Origin of the sequence: Clostridium sp. AF34-13 (assembly GCF_003477845.1) — a bacterium.
GTDB classification, from domain to species: Bacteria; Bacillota; Clostridia; order Lachnospirales; family Lachnospiraceae; genus Butyribacter; species Butyribacter intestini.
Map to the genome: position 1 here is coordinate 48,107 of NZ_QUEB01000010.1, position 18,891 is coordinate 66,997.

Annotated in this window: 17 protein-coding genes and 2 tRNA genes; 18 read left to right on the forward strand and 1 reads right to left on the reverse strand. The window is 34.9% G+C overall.

Going from position 1 to position 18,891, the window contains the following annotated elements:
- Positions 1–138: 138 nt before the first annotated feature.
- The 15 genes from DWZ63_RS09625 (at position 139) to DWZ63_RS09705 (ending at position 14,734) form a co-directional block, all read left to right on the forward strand.
- The gene (locus DWZ63_RS09625) at positions 139–900 is read left to right on the forward strand and encodes a hypothetical protein (protein WP_147353217.1); all 762 of its coding nucleotides are present in this window, start codon (positions 139–141) and stop codon (positions 898–900) included.
- Between the two features lie 24 nt (positions 901–924).
- A complete protein-coding gene (locus DWZ63_RS09630) occupies positions 925–1,590 on the forward strand; it encodes an ABC transporter ATP-binding protein (protein WP_055946323.1) in 666 nt (221 codons plus the stop codon).
- The gene (locus DWZ63_RS09635; RefSeq protein ID WP_055946325.1) at positions 1,580–2,254 is read left to right on the forward strand and encodes a hypothetical protein; all 675 of its coding nucleotides are present in this window, start codon (positions 1,580–1,582) and stop codon (positions 2,252–2,254) included. Before DWZ63_RS09630 ends, DWZ63_RS09635 begins: the two co-directional genes overlap by 11 nt.
- A 47-nt stretch (positions 2,255–2,301) precedes the next feature.
- Entirely contained in the window at positions 2,302–3,066 is a 765-nt protein-coding gene (locus tag DWZ63_RS09640) for a DUF2705 family protein (RefSeq protein ID WP_055946328.1), read from the forward strand.
- 219 nt (positions 3,067–3,285) lie between these two features.
- Positions 3,286–3,729, forward strand: coding sequence for a hypothetical protein (locus DWZ63_RS09645; RefSeq protein WP_118499716.1), 444 nt, complete (start codon positions 3,286–3,288; stop codon positions 3,727–3,729).
- A gap of 9 nt (positions 3,730–3,738) precedes the next feature.
- A complete protein-coding gene (locus DWZ63_RS09650; protein WP_279217373.1) occupies positions 3,739–4,704 on the forward strand; it encodes a leucine-rich repeat protein in 966 nt (321 codons plus the stop codon).
- Positions 4,705–5,057: 353 nt separating this feature from the next.
- Positions 5,058–5,261: a hypothetical protein gene (locus DWZ63_RS09660; RefSeq protein ID WP_055946337.1), complete on the forward strand. Its 204-nt coding sequence runs from the start codon at positions 5,058–5,060 to the stop codon at positions 5,259–5,261.
- A 140-nt stretch (positions 5,262–5,401) separates the two neighbouring features.
- Positions 5,402–6,169, forward strand: coding sequence for a hypothetical protein (locus tag DWZ63_RS09665; protein WP_055946340.1), 768 nt, complete (start codon positions 5,402–5,404; stop codon positions 6,167–6,169).
- Positions 6,170–6,356: 187 nt separating this feature from the next.
- Positions 6,357–7,310: an Abi family protein gene (locus DWZ63_RS09670; protein WP_055946343.1), complete on the forward strand. Its 954-nt coding sequence runs from the start codon at positions 6,357–6,359 to the stop codon at positions 7,308–7,310.
- An 875-nt stretch (positions 7,311–8,185) separates the two neighbouring features.
- Positions 8,186–8,258 (forward strand) — tRNA-Lys (locus DWZ63_RS09680).
- A 258-nt stretch (positions 8,259–8,516) separates the two neighbouring features.
- The gene (locus DWZ63_RS09685; protein WP_243020565.1) at positions 8,517–9,407 is read left to right on the forward strand and encodes a YitT family protein; all 891 of its coding nucleotides are present in this window, start codon (positions 8,517–8,519) and stop codon (positions 9,405–9,407) included.
- Positions 9,408–9,538: 131 nt separating this feature from the next.
- Positions 9,539–10,453 (forward strand): cation transporter, encoded by a 915-nt coding sequence (locus DWZ63_RS09690; RefSeq protein ID WP_243020567.1) that lies wholly within the window; start codon positions 9,539–9,541, stop codon positions 10,451–10,453.
- Between the two features lie 114 nt (positions 10,454–10,567).
- The gene (locus tag DWZ63_RS09695) at positions 10,568–12,790 is read left to right on the forward strand and encodes an ATP-binding protein (RefSeq protein WP_055946350.1); all 2,223 of its coding nucleotides are present in this window, start codon (positions 10,568–10,570) and stop codon (positions 12,788–12,790) included.
- Between the two features lie 172 nt (positions 12,791–12,962).
- A complete protein-coding gene (gene srtB / locus DWZ63_RS09700; RefSeq protein ID WP_055946353.1) occupies positions 12,963–13,754 on the forward strand; it encodes a class B sortase in 792 nt (263 codons plus the stop codon).
- Between the two features lie 95 nt (positions 13,755–13,849).
- Positions 13,850–14,734, forward strand: a complete 885-nt coding sequence (locus tag DWZ63_RS09705) for an LPXTG cell wall anchor domain-containing protein (protein ID WP_055946356.1) — start codon at positions 13,850–13,852, stop codon at positions 14,732–14,734.
- A 246-nt stretch (positions 14,735–14,980) separates the two neighbouring features.
- Here the strand turns inward: DWZ63_RS09705 and DWZ63_RS09710 are convergent.
- Positions 14,981–15,053 (reverse strand) — tRNA-Lys (locus tag DWZ63_RS09710).
- 838 nt (positions 15,054–15,891) lie between these two features.
- Here DWZ63_RS09710 and DWZ63_RS09720 point away from each other — a divergent pair.
- The 3 genes from DWZ63_RS09720 (at position 15,892) to tagD (ending at position 18,777) form a co-directional block, all read left to right on the forward strand.
- The gene (locus DWZ63_RS09720) at positions 15,892–17,082 is read left to right on the forward strand and encodes a pyridoxal phosphate-dependent aminotransferase (protein ID WP_055946361.1); all 1,191 of its coding nucleotides are present in this window, start codon (positions 15,892–15,894) and stop codon (positions 17,080–17,082) included.
- A gap of 185 nt (positions 17,083–17,267) precedes the next feature.
- The gene (hisC, locus tag DWZ63_RS09725) at positions 17,268–18,320 is read left to right on the forward strand and encodes a histidinol-phosphate transaminase (protein WP_118499719.1); all 1,053 of its coding nucleotides are present in this window, start codon (positions 17,268–17,270) and stop codon (positions 18,318–18,320) included.
- Positions 18,321–18,369: 49 nt separating this feature from the next.
- Complete coding sequence (gene tagD / locus DWZ63_RS09730; RefSeq protein WP_022013563.1) at positions 18,370–18,777, forward strand: glycerol-3-phosphate cytidylyltransferase; 408 nt, start codon at positions 18,370–18,372, stop codon at positions 18,775–18,777.
- Positions 18,778–18,891: the final 114 nt, after the last annotated feature.

The window sequence follows — 18,891 nt, forward strand, 5'->3', positions numbered from 1 at the left end:
GACAGAGAGGTGGTTTGTATGCTTAATTACATAAAACTAAATTTTAAGTTGATGACAAAAAAGAAAACATTTATTGTTGCATTTGCGGTTATGTTAGCTATAGCAATAGCGTTTCCGTTTGTGACATATATCAGATATATGAAAAACTTTGAATTTAATATGCCGGCAGCAAATTCTGTATTTATGGCTAATACATTTATGCAATGCTGGGATTATTTAGTGGTTATTTTTCCATTTTTGGTGGTTTTTCCGTATGCGATGTCATTTTACGATGAAAATAAATTAGGAGTTAAGTTTTATATTCAAACAAGAGGAGATAGAAAAAAATATTATTTTTCTCAAATAATAGTATGCTTTTTTGGAATGTTTATTATTATTGCAGTTTCATATTCATTAAATATAATTTTGAACAGCATTTTATTTCCAAAAGATGGAAATGATTATCTTAGTACAATAAGTAGATATTCAATAAATTATGTTCCTAATATATTAGATGATAATCTTGCCATGAATGTATTATCAAAAGGAATGAGTTTTAAATATCTCTATATAAATTATCCTCAAATATATAATTTGATTATTACATTGATTGCTGCAACTGTTGGGGGAGTAATGTCGGTTGCTGCATATGTGTTTTCACTGTTTGTTAGACAAGGAAAAGTATTTATATTGTTGTTTTCTTTTATAGTTTTTGAAATTTTTTCTACTATTGATACAGTGCTTGTTTCAATGGCAAGTAAAGGTAAATGTTATCTCATGACATCAATTTTAAATTATATGTCCACCTGTACACATTCACAGGCAGGAAAAAATTATATATATATTTTATTAGTGATGCTAAGTTTTGTTATAGCGGAGATTTTGGTAGTAAAAAGAAAAATAAAGGAAGATGAATTATAAAATATTCAACGGGAGAGGTTATATATGAAACATACAATAGTATTGAATAATGTGAGTAAGCAAATAAAAGATGTTGAAATTTTAAAGGATATAAATGTTAAACTGGAAACTGGAAAGGTATATGGATTTATCGGAAAAAATGGTTCGGGAAAGACAATGATATTGAGATTGATTGCTGGGCTTATAAAAGCTGATAAGGGTGAAATGCAGATTGATGGAAAAGCGGTTGAGTTTAATTCTCGTTATCCGTTGTCTGTAGGTATAATTATAGAGAATGCAGGATTATATAGGGAATTTACCGGAAAAGAAAATCTTAGGTTTTTAGCATCAATAAAGGGGATTATTGGAGAAAAAGAGATAGAATATGCTTTGAGTAGAGTAGGACTTGATCCTAACGATAAAAGAACAGTCAGAAAATATTCATTGGGTATGCGTCAAAGACTGATATTTGCACAGGCTATAATGGAAAAACCGGATATACTTCTTTTAGATGAACCTACTAATGCGCTTGATAAAGATGGAGTTAATCTTATACGAAAAATAATATTGGAAGAAAAGGAAAGAGGAACATTGATATGTTTAGCAAGTCACAATGAGGAGGATATTGGGATTTTGTGTGATGAAACATACAAAATTGAAACAGGAAAAATTTTAAAACATCAATATAGTGGAGAACAAAATGAAATTTAAATTAAAAAAATTATATATATTTGCTATTGTGTGTATTATATCATTGATAGCAGCTTTTGGAATAAAAAGTGTCAATTCAAAAAAGTCTGATATGTCAGCAGAGATGCGTGACTTCTCTTTGGAAAAAAATATAGATATATTAGATTATTATTATGGAGAAAATGACTATGATTTAAAAGAAGAAAAAAGTATGATTAAGGACGAGTTAAAAAATGCAAGTGACAACAGTGTTGTTGTAAAAGTGGTGCCTACAGGAAATACTTATGCAAATAATGGTGTTATTATGCAAGAGGTCAATGTTCAAAAAGTTTATAAAGGAAAATGCCAATATAAAAAAATATGGCTTAGAAACACGAACTCATGGATTGTTATGGATAAAAAGGGGACTGTAAAACTTGTAGGTCAGGATTATAATCTTATGGAGAAAGATAATCAATATATGGTTTTTGGAAATAATTGCAAGATTAATAAATGGTCAAAAAAGAAAATATTAGATCTTGCAGAAAATATGAATTATAATTATTTTAATCTGAGTAATGATTACAATAAAACAGTAAAAAGCAAGAAATATAATATGGGTCAGGAATTTTATAGTGATTCATCAAAAATATTATCATATTATAATAAATTAAAGAAAAATATTGTGGGATTATATGAAAAGTAGAAAATATTTTCTTGTGATTATCTTGTTTAAAGGAGAATAAGGAGATTATGTTTTTTAAGAAAAAATATAAGTATGTTTTTGCAGTAATACCGCTTATGATATTGTTTAGACCCTTTCTATTTTTTGGTGGGAAAAATGAAGTAAATGAGCCGGTTGCCTCGACTTTTTTAACAAATATGTTTGGAGGGTCATATGGTCGTGACAAAGTCGAAATAACCTTAGCTGTACAATCATTAGCTGCAATTACAATTATAATTATATTGTTGAGTGATTATATAAGTGGAGATATTAAGGAAAACGGAGAGTATATATTTACACGATTAATAAATAAAAAAGTATGGTATCTTAAGAAATGTATAAATATGTTTTTTTATTGTCTTATGGGGGTAGTCATTACGGTGGTGCCATATGCAGTTATGTCAGCAGTAACATCTCAGCAGAGTTTAAGAAAAACGGATATTGCAGTAATCTTGCAAACTATAATTATGCTGTCACTTTTTTCATTTTTCTGCTGTCAGGTTATAAATGTTATATCTATGAAAATAGATGTAAATGTAGCTGTTTTGATTATGTATTCTATAATTGCTGTTAGTCTTATAATTGTTTATGCAGCACAATCTATAAAGAATAAATATATTGCTATGAATATTCTTAAATTTAATATAATTTCAAATGTTGTTGTAAGTTGGAATTTTTCACAGAGTTTTGTTTTATGGGGAATGTTTTATTTTATTTGTATAAATATATTAATTTTTATCGTTGGGAGTAAGGTGGTGGAAAATATAGAAATAGGCATAAGGAGAAGAGAGTGATCTGCATAGTCCATTAATAGTTCTATAAAATAAATGCAGTGTTATTAATGTGAATAGGCATATGATAGGTTTTAACAGGCTTAATATTTCGGAAAATAAAAGCAATGTCGATAAAATGAGTCATGATTTTAATTAAATATGTGCAACATTTTAAAAATTTTCCTGTTATATATTATAACAGGAAGTTTTGAATAATGAATTTACGTGGGAGGGATTGATATGAAAAAATCTAAATCTGAAATTTATCTGCTGGTGATGGGACTTGCAATGGCAGGAGGAATTTTTTATGGAAAGGAAACTGTCGGAGCAAAAAACTTTAGTAAAAATGTGCAGGTTGCAATAGGGAACAGTGAAAAACTTAGTGTAGGAAACAAGAGTAATAGTATTAAATGGACGGTAGTATCTGGAAAAAATAATATTAAAATAGTTGATAAAAAAGCAAATCAACTGAGTATATCCGGAAAAAAGACCGGTACTGCAATAATAAATGCAAAAGTATCCGGAAAGAACACAATATTTAAGTATAAGATTAAAGTTAAGAAAGTGGTTTGTTCATTAAAGAAAGGAACTCTTACGATTAAAGGAAAAGGCAAAGCTTTTTCTAAGGAAAGCGGTCTTTTTTGGGAGAATACTGCTATTAAAAAGGTAGTTGTAAAGAAATGAATTACTGAGCTGCCGCCATCTGCATTCAGAAGCTGCACAAATATTGAAAGTGTGAATATAGCATCAAGTGTAAAGAAAATTGGAGACAGGGCTTTTGGGGGATGTAAGAAAATAAAGGAAGTTGTATGTCCGGGAGAATTTAATGTTTATGGAAACGGATATGCGGACAATGGCAGCAATTCAGATAATTCATGGAGTAAAGATACACCTTTTCCGGAGGAGTGCGGCACGGTCAGATTTAATTCGCAGCTTAATACAAAGAAAGTAAATACTGATATTATATCTGCAAAAAAGATATATGTATGGTCAAAAGACAAGAAATATAAAAATGTAGATGGCAATATATATAGTAAGGACGGAAAGACATTTGTTATGTATGCCGGAAAAAATACGGTGTTAAAATTTGCTGATAGCTGCAAGAATGTGGATTTTTCATTTAAAGTTCCGAAGAGTATTGTTATCGGTAAAGGAATTGAAAAGATTACGACCAACTCGGATGTGCCTTTTGCCGTAAGTGAAGAGGGTGCTGCATATAGAGGAAATCTTAAATGGAGTGACATTACATTTGAAAATGGCATTGTTCTTAAATATGATAGTGTAAAGGCATTATTGACAGAGGGATATTTTGGAAGAAAATTGTATAAAGCTTTTGATAAAGAAATGAAATATCAGAACGGAATGTATATATGGGGAGAAAAATATCTGACGGATTATGACGGTAAGGAGGCTTCGCTTGAAATACCTGATGGAATGACGGAAATAAATGCCGGAGCATTTGCACAATGCACTCAGATGCCTGAAAAGATAACAATACCTGACAGCGTTTTGAAAATTGAAAAATATACATTCAATAATCAGAACACAGGCAGACTTAAAGAGATTGTAATGAGTGATAAGACGATTGCAGACAAAGATGCCATTGAACAGGGTATAAATGTAACTAAGAAATATTTAGAAATGGAGTTAAGATGTTAAAGAATATAAAAACGCAGATAAATATTATAGCCAGACAAAGGGGTGTTTTTTACTGTTACTTTTGTATGTTTTACAGTTCCTTTTTTGATTGAGATTATATTGAATGTATGTGCATTTCCAAATGAAGCATCCGAAGAAATGAGATCAGTTTATCAGGCATATGATAAAAGGAATAATGTTGATGGTACCGGTGGGATATTTTGGGTGTGTGGTATATATTATTTATATCCGGGATTGTACGCAGTTTTCATTTTTGGTAGTCAGATATTTGATTATTTACACATTATGGAGTTTTTCGATTGTACTTTTGGCTAATATTATATCTATTTTAAAAAATGGAATATTGGGTAATTATGATAGGTTTTAACAGGCTTAATGTTTCGGAAAATAAAAGTTATGTCTGTAAAAAAGGTAAAAAACATACAAAGTATAAGAATGTGCGTGATAGTGAATTTTTTTGTAATGATGAAGAAACTTTGAAAAAAATTTTGGAATTTAAACAGGGAATAATAGATACATTACATGATTATCTGGAGCCGGGAAGTTTTTATGAATAATAATGCAGTAACAAAATCTTAAGCAAATCTTAAATGTTTAATAACTTTTTTCTTAAGAAAATAAAGAGTAGTATATTTATTAACAAGGGGAAATAAATATATACGGAAAATACAGGAAGTTCAAAAGGGAGGAAAAAGTTATGCGTAGAGAGATTTATGAAAATATAATAGGGACTTTACTTGGGATTGCAATGCTTGCGGCGGTTTTTGCAATTGTCATAGTATTTTTCTTTGGCGGAAAAACAAGCAAGACCAAAGTTTCACAGCCGGTCAAAGCAGCATCGGCAAAGTCGGATATATCAGTTAAAAATGATATGAGTATTTTTAACAGAAACAATTCTATACATAGAAGCTGGAAAAGTGAGCCGGTAGGTGATATGAATCTGTGGTTGAGAATGACAGATGTAGGAAAGCCATATGACGATGAGGAGTCGGAGTCCGGTGATGTTTCAGACAATGCTGCTTATAGTGACAAAAATGAGAACTCGGATTATATTCCGGTTTTGCAGAAGTTTGACGGGTATCGTGTGTCTGTGAAAGCGAGGTCTGACAGGTATCGCAGATTTAAAAGTAAGGAGTTTTTTATTCCGGCAGATTATCTTGCAAGTATAGATTATACGCAGGCAAATATTTATACCATATGTAAACCGGAAGAAAGCGGCGTATGTTCAAAAAATATGTATTTAAGTGTGGTAGCACCGTCAGATTGTGAGTACATACGAGCTGGCAATCAGACTGTTGCAGCTCAGAATTGCGAGATGTATATAAAGAAAGCGGGTATGCTTAAGTTTAGTGTATGTGTGTTTGAAACTGACAGTGATACAGATATTTACGCTAACGGTTATATCAGAATGTATGATAAAAAAGGGGAAATGCATAATCTTATTCCAAACAGATATGGGGCTTAGGAGGTTATAACAGTTCAGGGTCAATTATTGTCAGAGACGGCAAGTTGTGCCTTGCATTGTTCTGAAATATGTGTTAATATAATTATAGGCCGTAGGGAGGCATGGGTAATGCCTTAATCCAAATATCCCATTAGCGGGATTAAGAATGGTATATCCATTCTTTTTTTTTACCTAAAGGAGAGATAAAATGGCACAAAAGGAATTACCGATTACGCTTGAAGAACAGATAGACATGATGAAAAAGTATGTGTCTTTTAGACAACGAATACGAATGCGTCGTTTTTTACTGCATGCAGGATATTTTAGAGCGAGCAGATATGGAAAATTTTTGCTTTCTAATGTTGAGAATGTGGGTTATAAATCGTCACAGGATGCATTGTTTGCATTGTATCAGTTTGATGTTGATCTGAGGAGAATACTTATTTATTATTGCAATCGTGTCGAAGTGCGATTTAAGAGTGCAATATCTAATGCCTGTGCGATAAAGGCACAGGATGGGACTTTTTATATGAAAAAGGAGTATTATGCTCCGTCAAGAGGAGAGAGGGATACCAAGAAGAGAAAAACGAATATAAAATATTTTGAAAGCGTTTTCTATGATGATATTGTACGCAAAGAAGAAAAACTGAGAAAAAATGTTGTTAAATATCCGGAACTAAAAGAGTATCGTAAAGGTGGAAACAGGCATACCAATAAACTCCCAATATGGGTAACATTCAGTTATACGGAATTTGGTACTATGTCAATGATGTATAATTATCTTCGCGGCGATTTGAGAAAGGGTGTGCTTACATATCTGTTTCATGAGAAAAGATATTCTAAAGGAGATACGGAACTGGTGGATACATGGCTAGATGGTGTACGAAATTTGAGAAATTATTGTGCACATAATTCCATGGTGGTTGGACTGAAATCCTCCATTGTACTACGACATCAGAAAGATGCAGAAAATCTGTTACCTAAGAACAATGATTTATATTCCAGATTATACGCATTGAAGAAATTGTTGTCTGTTGAAGATGCGAAGTCCATGAAGAAGGATTTGGTGAAACTGATAAAAAAGAGCAGTGTAGATATTTATACATTAAAAATACTTCCGGAACAATGGGAGATACTATACGATGAAATCAGTGAATTTTAATAGTAATGTTTGAATATAATAGTAATATCCGTAGGGAGGCGTGGGTAAAGCCCTGATCCGAATATCCCATTGGCGGGTAGGCAGTTCGAAAGAGAGCTGCCTATTTTTTTACGCAAATTTTCCCATCAGTACCAGTAACTTACCTTCTGGGTTCTCTTTATTAAATACCTGCATTGATATACTTTAATTGTCCGTAAGGGATAACCACTTGCAAGTGATACAAGAAGATTTAGTCGTGTGATACAGGAACCATATTACATGACGGCAGATCAAACATAAAATGGGGAACCGGAATACCGAGGTTATTTGAAGCCTGTGAGGAGTACGGATTACCAAAGCCAGAGCTGATTGATTTTGATGGCGATTTCAGAGTAAATATGTACCGTAAGGTAAAAGGTGAGTTTGGTGTCAATGGTGTGGCTACCCAAACACACCAAACTACCCAAAGCAAGGAATTAACACTATCAGATGATGATAAAAATATATTGGAATTAGTCCATAATTATCCGTACATGTCTCAAAGAGAGTGTTATGGAGCTCATCCCAACTGCGTAGGACTCCGGCTTTTTTAGTGTTAATAATGACATTTCTGCTGATACAGAAATCTTTATTCTTACTTTGCGTGGCTGATTTTCATCAAAATAGTATTCATCAGTCAAAATAAGGCCAGAAGTATTCTTCTTATGAATTCATGATTATTTTCACAAGCTCCTTTTTGACTGGGAGAAGATGGATTACAATAAAACAGCCGAGACCTTATCACTCCGTCTGAGTCATAAAAGATGAAAAAAATTGTAAAAAACTGTTGACACATAAAAAACAGTGTGATATAGTAATATCGTTGTCGTAAGACAGCGGTGTTATTTATATTGTATGCGCTTCTAGCTCAGTTGGCAGAGCACCTGACTCTTAATCAGGGTGTCCAGGGTTCGAACCCCTGGAGGCGCATTGAAAGTCCTCGTTTGGCAGTTTGGTCTGTTGGGTAGGGACTTTTTTTATTGTATAGGAAAATGTTCGTAAAGTAGTGAGGCACTAGGAGCAAAACGCTGGTTTTGCTCTATTTTATGGAATTAAGAGATGAAAAAATGCCGATAATAAAATTAGGACAGTAAAAAATTGCACATCAGATTTGTGTATGCATACATTTGATGCACACTTGAAGCATATCTGATGTGTACAAATAATTGTACGGAGATGAGGATTGCTATGGGAATTATTATAACTCATAAACAGATGGAATTTTGGAAAAGAAATATTACGGCGGTCGTGGGGATGCTGATTTTTTCTATGGGCATAAATTTCTTTATTGTGCCCGCTGACCTGTATAATGGTGGAGTGCTTGGTGTCAGTCAGATAATCAGAACATTTCTTGTCAGGTATCTGCATCTTTTTTCGGGAAGTACGGATATTGCAGGTATTATCAATATGATTCTCAATGTGCCGCTTTTTATTTTGGCATATTTTTCAATAAGTAAGAATTTTTTTGTGAAAACTCTTGTGTGTGTGGTTAGTCAGACTTTGTTTCTGAGTGTTGTGCCGATACCAGCTAAGCCTATTGTTGCGGATGCACTTTCAGCGAGTATCATAGGTGGTATATTTGGTGGTGCAGGTATAGGTATTGCTTTGAGGTCAGGTGGTTCAAGCGGTGGAATGGATATTGTAGGAATGTTCTTTACAAAGAAGTTTAAGGGATTTTCGGTCGGCAGGATTTCACTTATGTTAAATGCCGTCGTGTATGGAATTTGTGCTGTTTTGTTTGGCGTTCAGACGGCAATTTATTGTATAATCTATTCGGCAGTAAGTATGCTCGTGACAGACCGCACTCACACGCAGAATATAAATGCTGAGGTTATTATCTTTACCAAGAAAGAACCTGTTCAGATAATGGATTATATAGTGAAGCAGTTTAAGCGTGATGCTACATGGTGGGAGGCAAAGGGCGGTTATACTGAGGAAAAGACTTATATGACGATTGTTATTTTGTCTAAATATGAGTGTGCACAGCTTAGGAGAGAGTTAAAGCAGATTGATGAGCACGCTTTTGTTGTTGAGAAGGATGGTCTTAACATCATGGGACGGTTTGAAAAACATCTTTGATATTGAATGTGAAAAAAACGGAAAGATACAGGCAAAAAGTACATGGAAGAAGAAAAACAAAGTTACAGGCGGCAGTCGGGGTGCGAAGCAGCTTATAAAATGAAAAAATCGGGAATGAGGGAGGTTTTGGTGTGGGAGAAAATGAAAAAAATCAAAACAAAATGAGATACGAAAAGATTATCATGAATATCTCTTTAATAGGAAGTATTTTGTTTATGCTGTCAGAAGGATTTATGGCATATTATACAAAATCACATTCGCTTTTGATGGATTGTATTTTTGATGTTACAGATTTGATAATGATAGGACCGTTTATGGTGCTCGTACCTCTTTTGTATAAGCCGGTCACGGAAAAAAGACCGTATGGATTTTCGCAGGTGGAGTCTCTCTTTGTAGTTATCAAATACAGCGTTTTGCTTGTTATAACGATTCAGCTCGTGTGGGACAATCTCTATACGATTTTTCACGGGGGCAGGCATGTTGATGGCGGGAGTATCGCTGTTTTTGAGCTTGCGGTATGTGCGGGGTGTCTTATAATCTATATTTTAATGTACTATTTCAGCAGAAAATACGCTTCTCTAACGATTCAGGCGGAGATTTACATATGGAAACTGGATGTTATCTCAAGCTTTGGTGTGGCGGTTGCTTTTTTTATACAGATACTTGTTAAGAAAACGCAGTTTGCATGGATTGCATATTATGTCGATCCTGTGGTTGCCATAGTGATGGCTTGTTTCCTTCTTATAGAACCGGTGAAAATGATTTTTGTAAATCTGAAAAATCTGGTGCTTTTTGCCCCCGAACAGGATATAATGGATAGTATAAGATTTGTTGCGGAAAAGCATATGGACAAGGTGTATTGTGATATTGAATTTCTTGATGTTATTCAGACTGGAAGAAAAACATGGGTTGAGATTTATTTTAAAAGTCACAATGATCTGATAAATACAAAAATTCTTTTGCAGCTTCGTAATGACATCAGAGCAGAACTTAGAAAGGAGTTTGATCAGGTTTATGTTGAACTTATTCCAAGTCTGCCTGATTAAATTTTGTAAATATGATAATGTACTTTTAAAAGATAGTGACGGTAAAGTGCATTTTAGGCTGACGGATGCATAATAGGTGTGAACGGGACAGCCAATGTAGAGGAGTTGAGCGATATGGGCAGAATACTATCGTATGTGATGTTCGGTTTTTTTGTCTGTACTACGATAATGTCAGCGAGTGTTTTGCGTAGTAGGGAAAAATTAGAAATAAATAATATTCTTTTTGCACTTGTATGTATAGGAAGTTCTATTTGGAGTTTCTGTTTTGGATTTATATGGATTCAGACAGATCCGCTTCGTGCATATTACTGGCGGTGTGCGGGTATGGTTGGCACATTTATGTATATGATATGTGCTATGTTAGTCATTGCAAGATGGTGTGGACAAAAGAGATTGTGGATAAGTGCGATAAAAGGCTTTGCTTTTTCGGCAATTCTGCTATATCCGTTTTTAATGCAGAAAAGCAATACTGTATATCATATGTCTGCAATAGGTATGACATATGTGTTTGTTCCGGGAATATGGAACACATTATATGATATATATTGTATTGTGTGTGCTATAGGCTTGTTTGCACTCAGTGGTTTTATGAAAAAAAACGGAGAGCGCAAGTGGGAGCGTATCGTAGGTAAACGCCTGTTGTTTTGCGAGAGTGTTATTGTTGCCGGTATGCTGCTTGATACGATAATGCCGGTGTTTGGATTTAATGCTTTTCCGGGAAGCACACTGTCACAGTTATTTGGGGTGTTGCTTCTTTACAGAATTTATCTTTTTATAAATAAAAATAAAGTTAAGCTGGAAAATGTATCAGAGTTTGTTTACTATTCGGTCAAATCGCCGATTCTTATATATGATTACAATAAGAAACTTAGGATTGTCAATAAAAGTGCGACGGATTTTCTGAAAATTTCAGAACAAAATTGTGAGAATGTTTTGTTTACAGATCTTTTTGAAATGGGAAATGAAAAACTTAAATATGGTGGGTATTCTAATAAGATAGATGTAAGGTGCAGGGCGAATGGTGCTCACTGCCGGCTTGATATAAACCAGATATCTGATGAGTACGGCGAGACAATGGGATATATTATTATCATTGATGATCTTACAGATAAGATAAAGACTATTGAAGCTCTTGAGGCGGCAAGGAAAAGTGCTGAGGCAGCAAGAAAGAGTGCAGATGATGCAAATAATGCAAAGTCAAATTTCCTTGCACAGATGAGTCATGAGATAAGGACACCGTTAAATACGGTGCTGGGAATGAATGAGATGATTTTGAGAGAGTCTGACTCTGAGACGGTTTCAAAGTATGCTTCGTACATAAAAAATGCGGGACAGACATTGCTCGGTATTATAAATGATATTCTTGATCTGTCTAAGCTTGAGGTGGGTAAGACAAATATAGTTGCAGAGGATTATAATCTTAAGTTTGTAATCAATGATATAATCAATCTTGTTTCTTTGAAAATCAGGGAAAAGGGGCTTAAGTTCCGGCTTGATATGGCAAAGGATATTCCAATGTATCTGCATGGTGATGTTTTGAGAATTAAGCAGGTTATCATCAATATCATGAACAATGCCGTTAAATATACGGATAAGGGTCAGATTACGCTTGGTGTCGGCTGGGAAAAGGCTGATAAGGAGAGTATAATGCTGATATTTGAGATAAGAGATACCGGGCGTGGTATAAAAAAGAAAGATATTGAAAGGATTTTTTCACCGTTTGAGAGAGCGGAAGAACAGCGAAATCATACGATAGAGGGGAACGGACTTGGTCTTGCCATCACAAGAAAACTCGTAAGGCTTATGGGTGGAGAGATAAGTGTGAAGAGTGAATTTGGAAAAGGTTCCGTTTTTGAAGTCCAGATATTGCAAAGGATAGTGCATGAGAAGAACGGTGAAAATGTTTTGAAGCTGCAAAACAGGGAAAAACATGAGGATACACATATAAGTGCACCTGATGCAAAAATTCTTGTTGTCGATGATGTTGAGACAAACAGGATAGTTGTAAAAGAACTGCTTCGTGTCACTGATATAAATGTGGAGGTTGCAAGCAGCGGAGAGATGTGCCTTGAACTTATGAAAAACAACAGGTATGACCTTGTTCTTCTTGATCATATGATGCCAGGAATGGACGGGATAGAGACATTAAAACTTATAAGAAAAATGGAAAATTCACCTAATAAAGATACTCCGGTCATAGCGATGACTGCAAATGCGGTTCTTGGAGCAAAGAGTATGTATCTGTCAGAGGGATTTGACGATTATATTTCAAAGCCGATAGGCTATATAGAACTTGAAAATCTTATAAAGCGGTATGTGGACTGTAAAAGAGCTTAACACTGTAATCGTTGCCGGTCACACAGTAGGTTTAACAGTAACAGGCAACAGAGAGGATTGTGAATATCTGCTTGGATTTTATTGAAAAATGTCAGAATATAGTTTATACTGATTTTATGTGTCTGCGTGGATTGTGAATATCCTTGACATTTTTTTTAGAGGGTATATTTGTATGAAGAAAAATATGCATAAAGAAAAGAAAAAGCATAAAAAAAACAGCAAAAAGAGAAAACAGGTAGGAATTTTGTTTGTGCTTATCGGAGTTTTGCTTATTTTGGTATTTGGATTTGGTGAGTACCAGAGTTATAAAAGTGCTATTGAGATTAGAAAACTTCAGCAGCTAAAAGAAGCTTCGAGTGACAATGGAAACGGGATTGATACATCAAAAATACTTCCGGAGTACAGAAATCTGTATAAGACAAACTCAGACCTTGTCGGATGGCTTGTGGTGAATGGCACACAGATAAATTATCCGGTGGTTCAAAGTACCGTATATCAGGAGTTTTATCTTGACCATAATTTTGACGGTGAGAATGACGAGTCGGGAGCAGTTTTTGCCGATGCCCGCAATGATGTTTTTAAACCGGATGACAATGTTATATTGTATGGACATAATATGAAAAACGGTTCGATTTTTGGAACGCTCCAATATTATCTCGATAAGTCATATTATGAGAAACACAAGACTATGTCATTTGATACTTTGTATAAAAGATATGATTATCAGATTGTGGCTGTAGGGCTTTCCAAGATAACGGATGAGTCTGCAGATACTTTTAAATATTATGATTTTCTTAATGCAGCCAGTGAGAAGGAATTTGACAACTTTAAAGAAAAGATTAAAAGTCTGGAAGTTTATGATACAGGGGTTAAAATGAAATATGGGGATAAGCTTATAACTTTGTCTACTTGTAACAGCGTAGAAAAAAACGGAAGACTTTTTGTTATTGCAAAAAGAAATTGAGATTAATGTGAAAAAATTTAACTCACAAGATTTGTGTCTGTGCACATTTGACACAAACTTAACGGATATAAAAAGTGTGCAGAAATGAGGATAGTATGAAATTGATAAAAAAGGTAATGGTTTTGGTTGTCGTTATGGCATTATGTATGTACGGAGCAGGTTTTGCATCTGCTGATGAAAATGATACATATTCAGTTACATATAATCTCACGGGACTTACGGCATCATCACAGGAAACAACTGTAAATCAGGGAAGTTCAATGAGCATCACGCTTACTCCTCAGGATGGATATACACTTCCTGACAGTGTTACGGTTACGATGAACGGTGCAACGCTTACTGATGGATATACATATGAAAACGGTGTTCTTACCATAGATGAAGTTTATGGAAATACTGTTATCACAGCTAAGGGTAAAGGCGGTTCTAGTGGAGAATCCACATATAAGGTTTCGTATGACTTTTATGGTGTTACGGCGAGCAAGGGTGAAAGCAATGTAAAGGCAGGAACATCTTTTTCTGTCAAGCTTACTGCAAATGACGGATATAAACTTAAAAGTTCAAAAGTTTCAGTTGCCGTAGACGGAAAGAAAGTTTCAGGCGGATATTCATACGACAGTGGAGTATTGACAATAGACTCGGTTTCGGGGGATACTACTATTATAGCGATAGCTGACAAATCGGGTTCAAGTGACAGCAAATCAAAGAAGAAAAAGACGACTGCAAAAAAAACTACGAACAAGAAAAAGTCAACAGGCAATAAGAGTAAAAGCGGCAGTGGTACGAGCGGTACTAAGTCAGGAAGTTCAAAGTCTGTACAGGCTCTTAAAAGGTCGGGAAAAGCACCGGTTAATTATCATACAGGCAGCTATAAAGCTCCGAAAACAGGACAGGATTTTGATACAAGATATGCCGGAGCAGCAGGAATTGTGTTTATCGGTGTTGGACTTGTATTGTTAAAGAGAAGAAAAATTGTATAAATGATATTAATATGCAGGGGTCAAAATGTTTTTTGCACCCTGCATCATATTTTGAAAATAAAGTTAAATTGAAAAACGCCCGTTGTGGCGTTTTTTTGATATGACATAATAATAGTGGGATAGTTTTTATGTGGTGTTATTTTATGATGTTTTTTGCTCCTGGTGCCCCACTGCTTTACGAGCATTTTCCTATACAATAAAAAAGATTCCACTTTCGTGGAACCTAAGAAATAGAATATGTTGCAATGCGCCTCCAGGGGTTCGAACCCTGGACACCCTGATTAAGAGTCAGGTGCTCTGCCAACTGAGCTAGAAGCGCATATATTGTCTTTTTTCAACTCGAACTCGACAACAATCAGATTATATCAGAATGTTTATGCAAATGCAAGCACTTTTTTTGAAAAAATACTGATTTTATTTTGTAGTAATTTGTAAATTTATATGATAGAACAAATTCGTTGCCATCTCCTATACCGGCAAGGAAAGGAGGTGTTTGCTATGGAGCGCATAACTTCCATATTTGTTACTGTCATGGGTGGTGTGATTTGTCATTACATTATCAAATGGTTAGATGGTGACAAATAATTGGTAACTAGCCTGTGGTATTAAGCCTTCCACGCAAAAAATAGGAATAAAAACCCCCGATGTAGCAGCATCGGGGGTTTTGTTTTGTGTTCGCTATGGAACATAACTTCCTTTTGTCTAACGACATTATAGCATATGTAAAAATGATTTGCAATATGCATATTATGAGAATTATTTTCGCTGTGTCTATTCTTGTATTTTGGGTATCGTCAAACAGCGTAACAGTTCAGCCTTGCATTTCTTACATTCATAAACCTGCCAGCGAGCTGTCAGTCGCTGCTTTGCAGCTTATGTTTACTCATTTCAGAAATGAAAGGCTATTCTACCATAAAAAGGTACTTAACAATACAATGAACAAGCTCATTGTATTGCCAATTATCTTTTTATGGCTGAACTGTTACCAAACAGCAAAATCTATTACAAAAAAATCTAGCATATGCCATATAAGAGTGCTATACTTAGAGGGAAGTGTGTTATTGTTCACTCGCAAACACATTAGTTTTCAGCCTATGAATTTATGAGTGGATTTTACATTGGACTAAATGCAGTTAAGTATAGAAATGAGGTTTGAAATGATAGCAAAAAAGATGGTTAAATATGTTGAAGGAAGTTCTGTAATCCGTGCCATGTTTGAGGAAGGAAAGAAAATGGCAGCAAAATATGGAGCAGAAAATGTATATGATTTCAGTTTGGGTAATCCGAGCACACTTCCACCTAAAGAAGTGAATGAAGCAATTATTGATATTGCATCTAACGAGGATCCAAACCGTTTACATGGATATATGAATAATTCTGGTTTTGAGGATGTAAGAGAAGCTATAGCACAGTCACTTAATAAAAGGTTTGACACACATTTTTCCCAGAAAAATATTTTGATGACGGTAGGTGCGGCAGGAGGTCTTAATGTTATTCTTAAGTCTATAATAGACCCGGAGGATGAGGTTATCGCATTTGCACCGTATTTTGGAGAGTACAATAATTATGTGGCAAACTTTGATGGAAAGATAGTTGCGGTTTCTCCTAATCCACCATCATTTCAGCCAAATATAAAAGAATTTGCGGAAAAGATAACACCTAAGACAAAGGCGGTTATCATAAACAATCCAAATAATCCTACGGGAGTTGTATATTCGGAGAAGACGATAAAGGAGCTTGCAAAAGTCCTTGAGGATAAGCAGAAAGAATACGGAACGGCGATTTATCTTATAGCTGACGAGCCTTACAGAGAGCTTGCATACGATGGGGTCGAAGTTCCATATCTTACAAAATATTATGATAATGCTATTGTTGGGTATTCATACAGTAAGTCATTGTCACTTCCGGGAGAGCGTATCGGTTATCTTGTTATTCCTGATGAAGCAGACGATTTTGAAAATCTTATTGCGGCGGCAAATGTTGCAAACAGGATTTTAGGATTTGTAAATGCACCGTCACTTCAGCAGCTTGTTATAAAGAAATGCCTTGATGCGAGCACTGATATTTCAATTTACGACACAAATCGTACACTTTTGTATGATAAACTTACATCACTTGGCTTTGAGTGTGTAAAGCCACAGGGTGCTTTCTATCTCTGGATGAAAACGGCAGAGCCTGATGATGTGGCATTTGCGACAAAGGCAAAAGAGTTTAATCTTTTGATAGTTCCGGGAAGTTCATTTATGTGTCCGGGATATGTAAGGATTGCTTACTGTGTGGAAAAGGCGATGATAGAAAGGTCGTTTGCGGCATTTGAGAAGCTGGCACAGAGTTATGGATTGAAATAAACAAGCCGCTGAAAAAATAAAAACACAGCTAAATTTTTCATTAAAAAATAAATGGTTTAAAAGTAAAAATATAAACAAGAAATCGTATAAAACAGAATGAGCGGCTGAAAAATAAAAATTTAAATAAAATTTTATATAAAAACGGCGAAAAGCCGATAAGACAGTAAATCAGACGGAGGATTACCATGAGCAGTTGGAAAGATAATTTAAGAACTATAGACCCATATGTACCGGGAGAGCAGCCACAGCTTAGTGATATGATAAAGTTAAACACTAACGAAAATCCATATCCACCATCACCGAAGGCAAGGGATGTGCTGACAAATTTCGCACTTGATACACTCAGGCTTTATCCGGATCCTGATTCGTCACTTCTCGTAAATGCGATAGCAAAAAGATATGAGGTTGGAGCGGACCAGGTGTTTGTCGGTGTGGGTTCTGATGATGTGCTTGCGATAGCGTTTATGACATTTTTTAACAGCAAAAAACCGATACTTTTCCCGGATATAACATATTCATTTTATGATGTGTGGGCAACACTTTTTAATATTCCGTTTGAAAGACCGGCTTTAGATGATGATTTCAATCTTGTGGCAGCAGATTATTATAAGGAAAACGGCGGAGTTGTTATCGCAAATCCAAATGCACCAACAGGTATCGTGCAGAATGAGAGTTTCCTGAGAGATGTTATAGAACATAATCGTGATGTTGTTGTTATAATAGATGAAGCTTATGTTGATTTTTGCGGAGAGTCTGCCTTATATTTGACAAAAGAGTACGATAATGTGCTTATTGTTCAGACTTTTTCAAAATCCCGTTCAATGGCAGGTATGAGAATAGGCTATGCCATGGGCAATCCTGAACTTATCAAGGCCATGAATGATGTGAGATTTTCATATAACAGTTATCCAATGACAAGACTTTCAGTTGCTTTAGGTGTTGCGGCTATTGAGGATGAGGATTATTTCCAGGCAACCAAAAATCAGATAATCGAGACAAGGGAGTGGACTAAAAGAGAGCTTAAGGCACTCGGTTTTACTTTTGGTGACTCAAAGACAAACTTTATCTTTGCAAAACACAGTACGGTGGATGCGGAAGTGATTTTTGATAAACTTCGTGAAAAACATATTTTTGTAAGACATTTTTCGGGTGAACGCATAAGAAACTATCTTCGTATATCAATAGGAACGATGGCTGAGATGGAAAAATTCATTGACGAGTTAAAGAAAATAGTATAGTATAAAAAAATATGGATGTTTTACAACTGTATCATACTGGAGGGTAAAGATGAAAAAAGTAATAACTTACGGAACATTTGACCTGCTTCATGTAGGGCATATAAACATATTAAGAAGAGCGAAAGAACTTGGTGATTATCTTATAGTTGTACTTTCAACAGATGAGTTCAATGCCATAAAGAATAAGAAGGCATATTACTCATATGAGGATAGAAAGCAGATTCTTGAAGCGATAAGATATGTCGATAAAGTTATTCCTGAAAATACATGGGAACAGAAAATTTCAGATGTTGTAGATAATGATATAGATGTGTTTGTTATGGGACATGACTGGGAAGGCAAGTTTGACTTCCTTAAAGATTATTGTGAGGTTGTGTATCTGCCACGAACAGAGGGAATTTCTACATCAAAGATAAAAAAAGATTTAGGTATTAATGGTCAGAAAAAAGAGGACTGATAAACCTAAATATTTTAACACTAGCAGCTAATAGTGTTATGAGCAGACAGCAGAGCGGATTGCGAATATCCGCCTGAATTAAAAGGTGGGACTGTTGGTGACGACAGTCCCTTA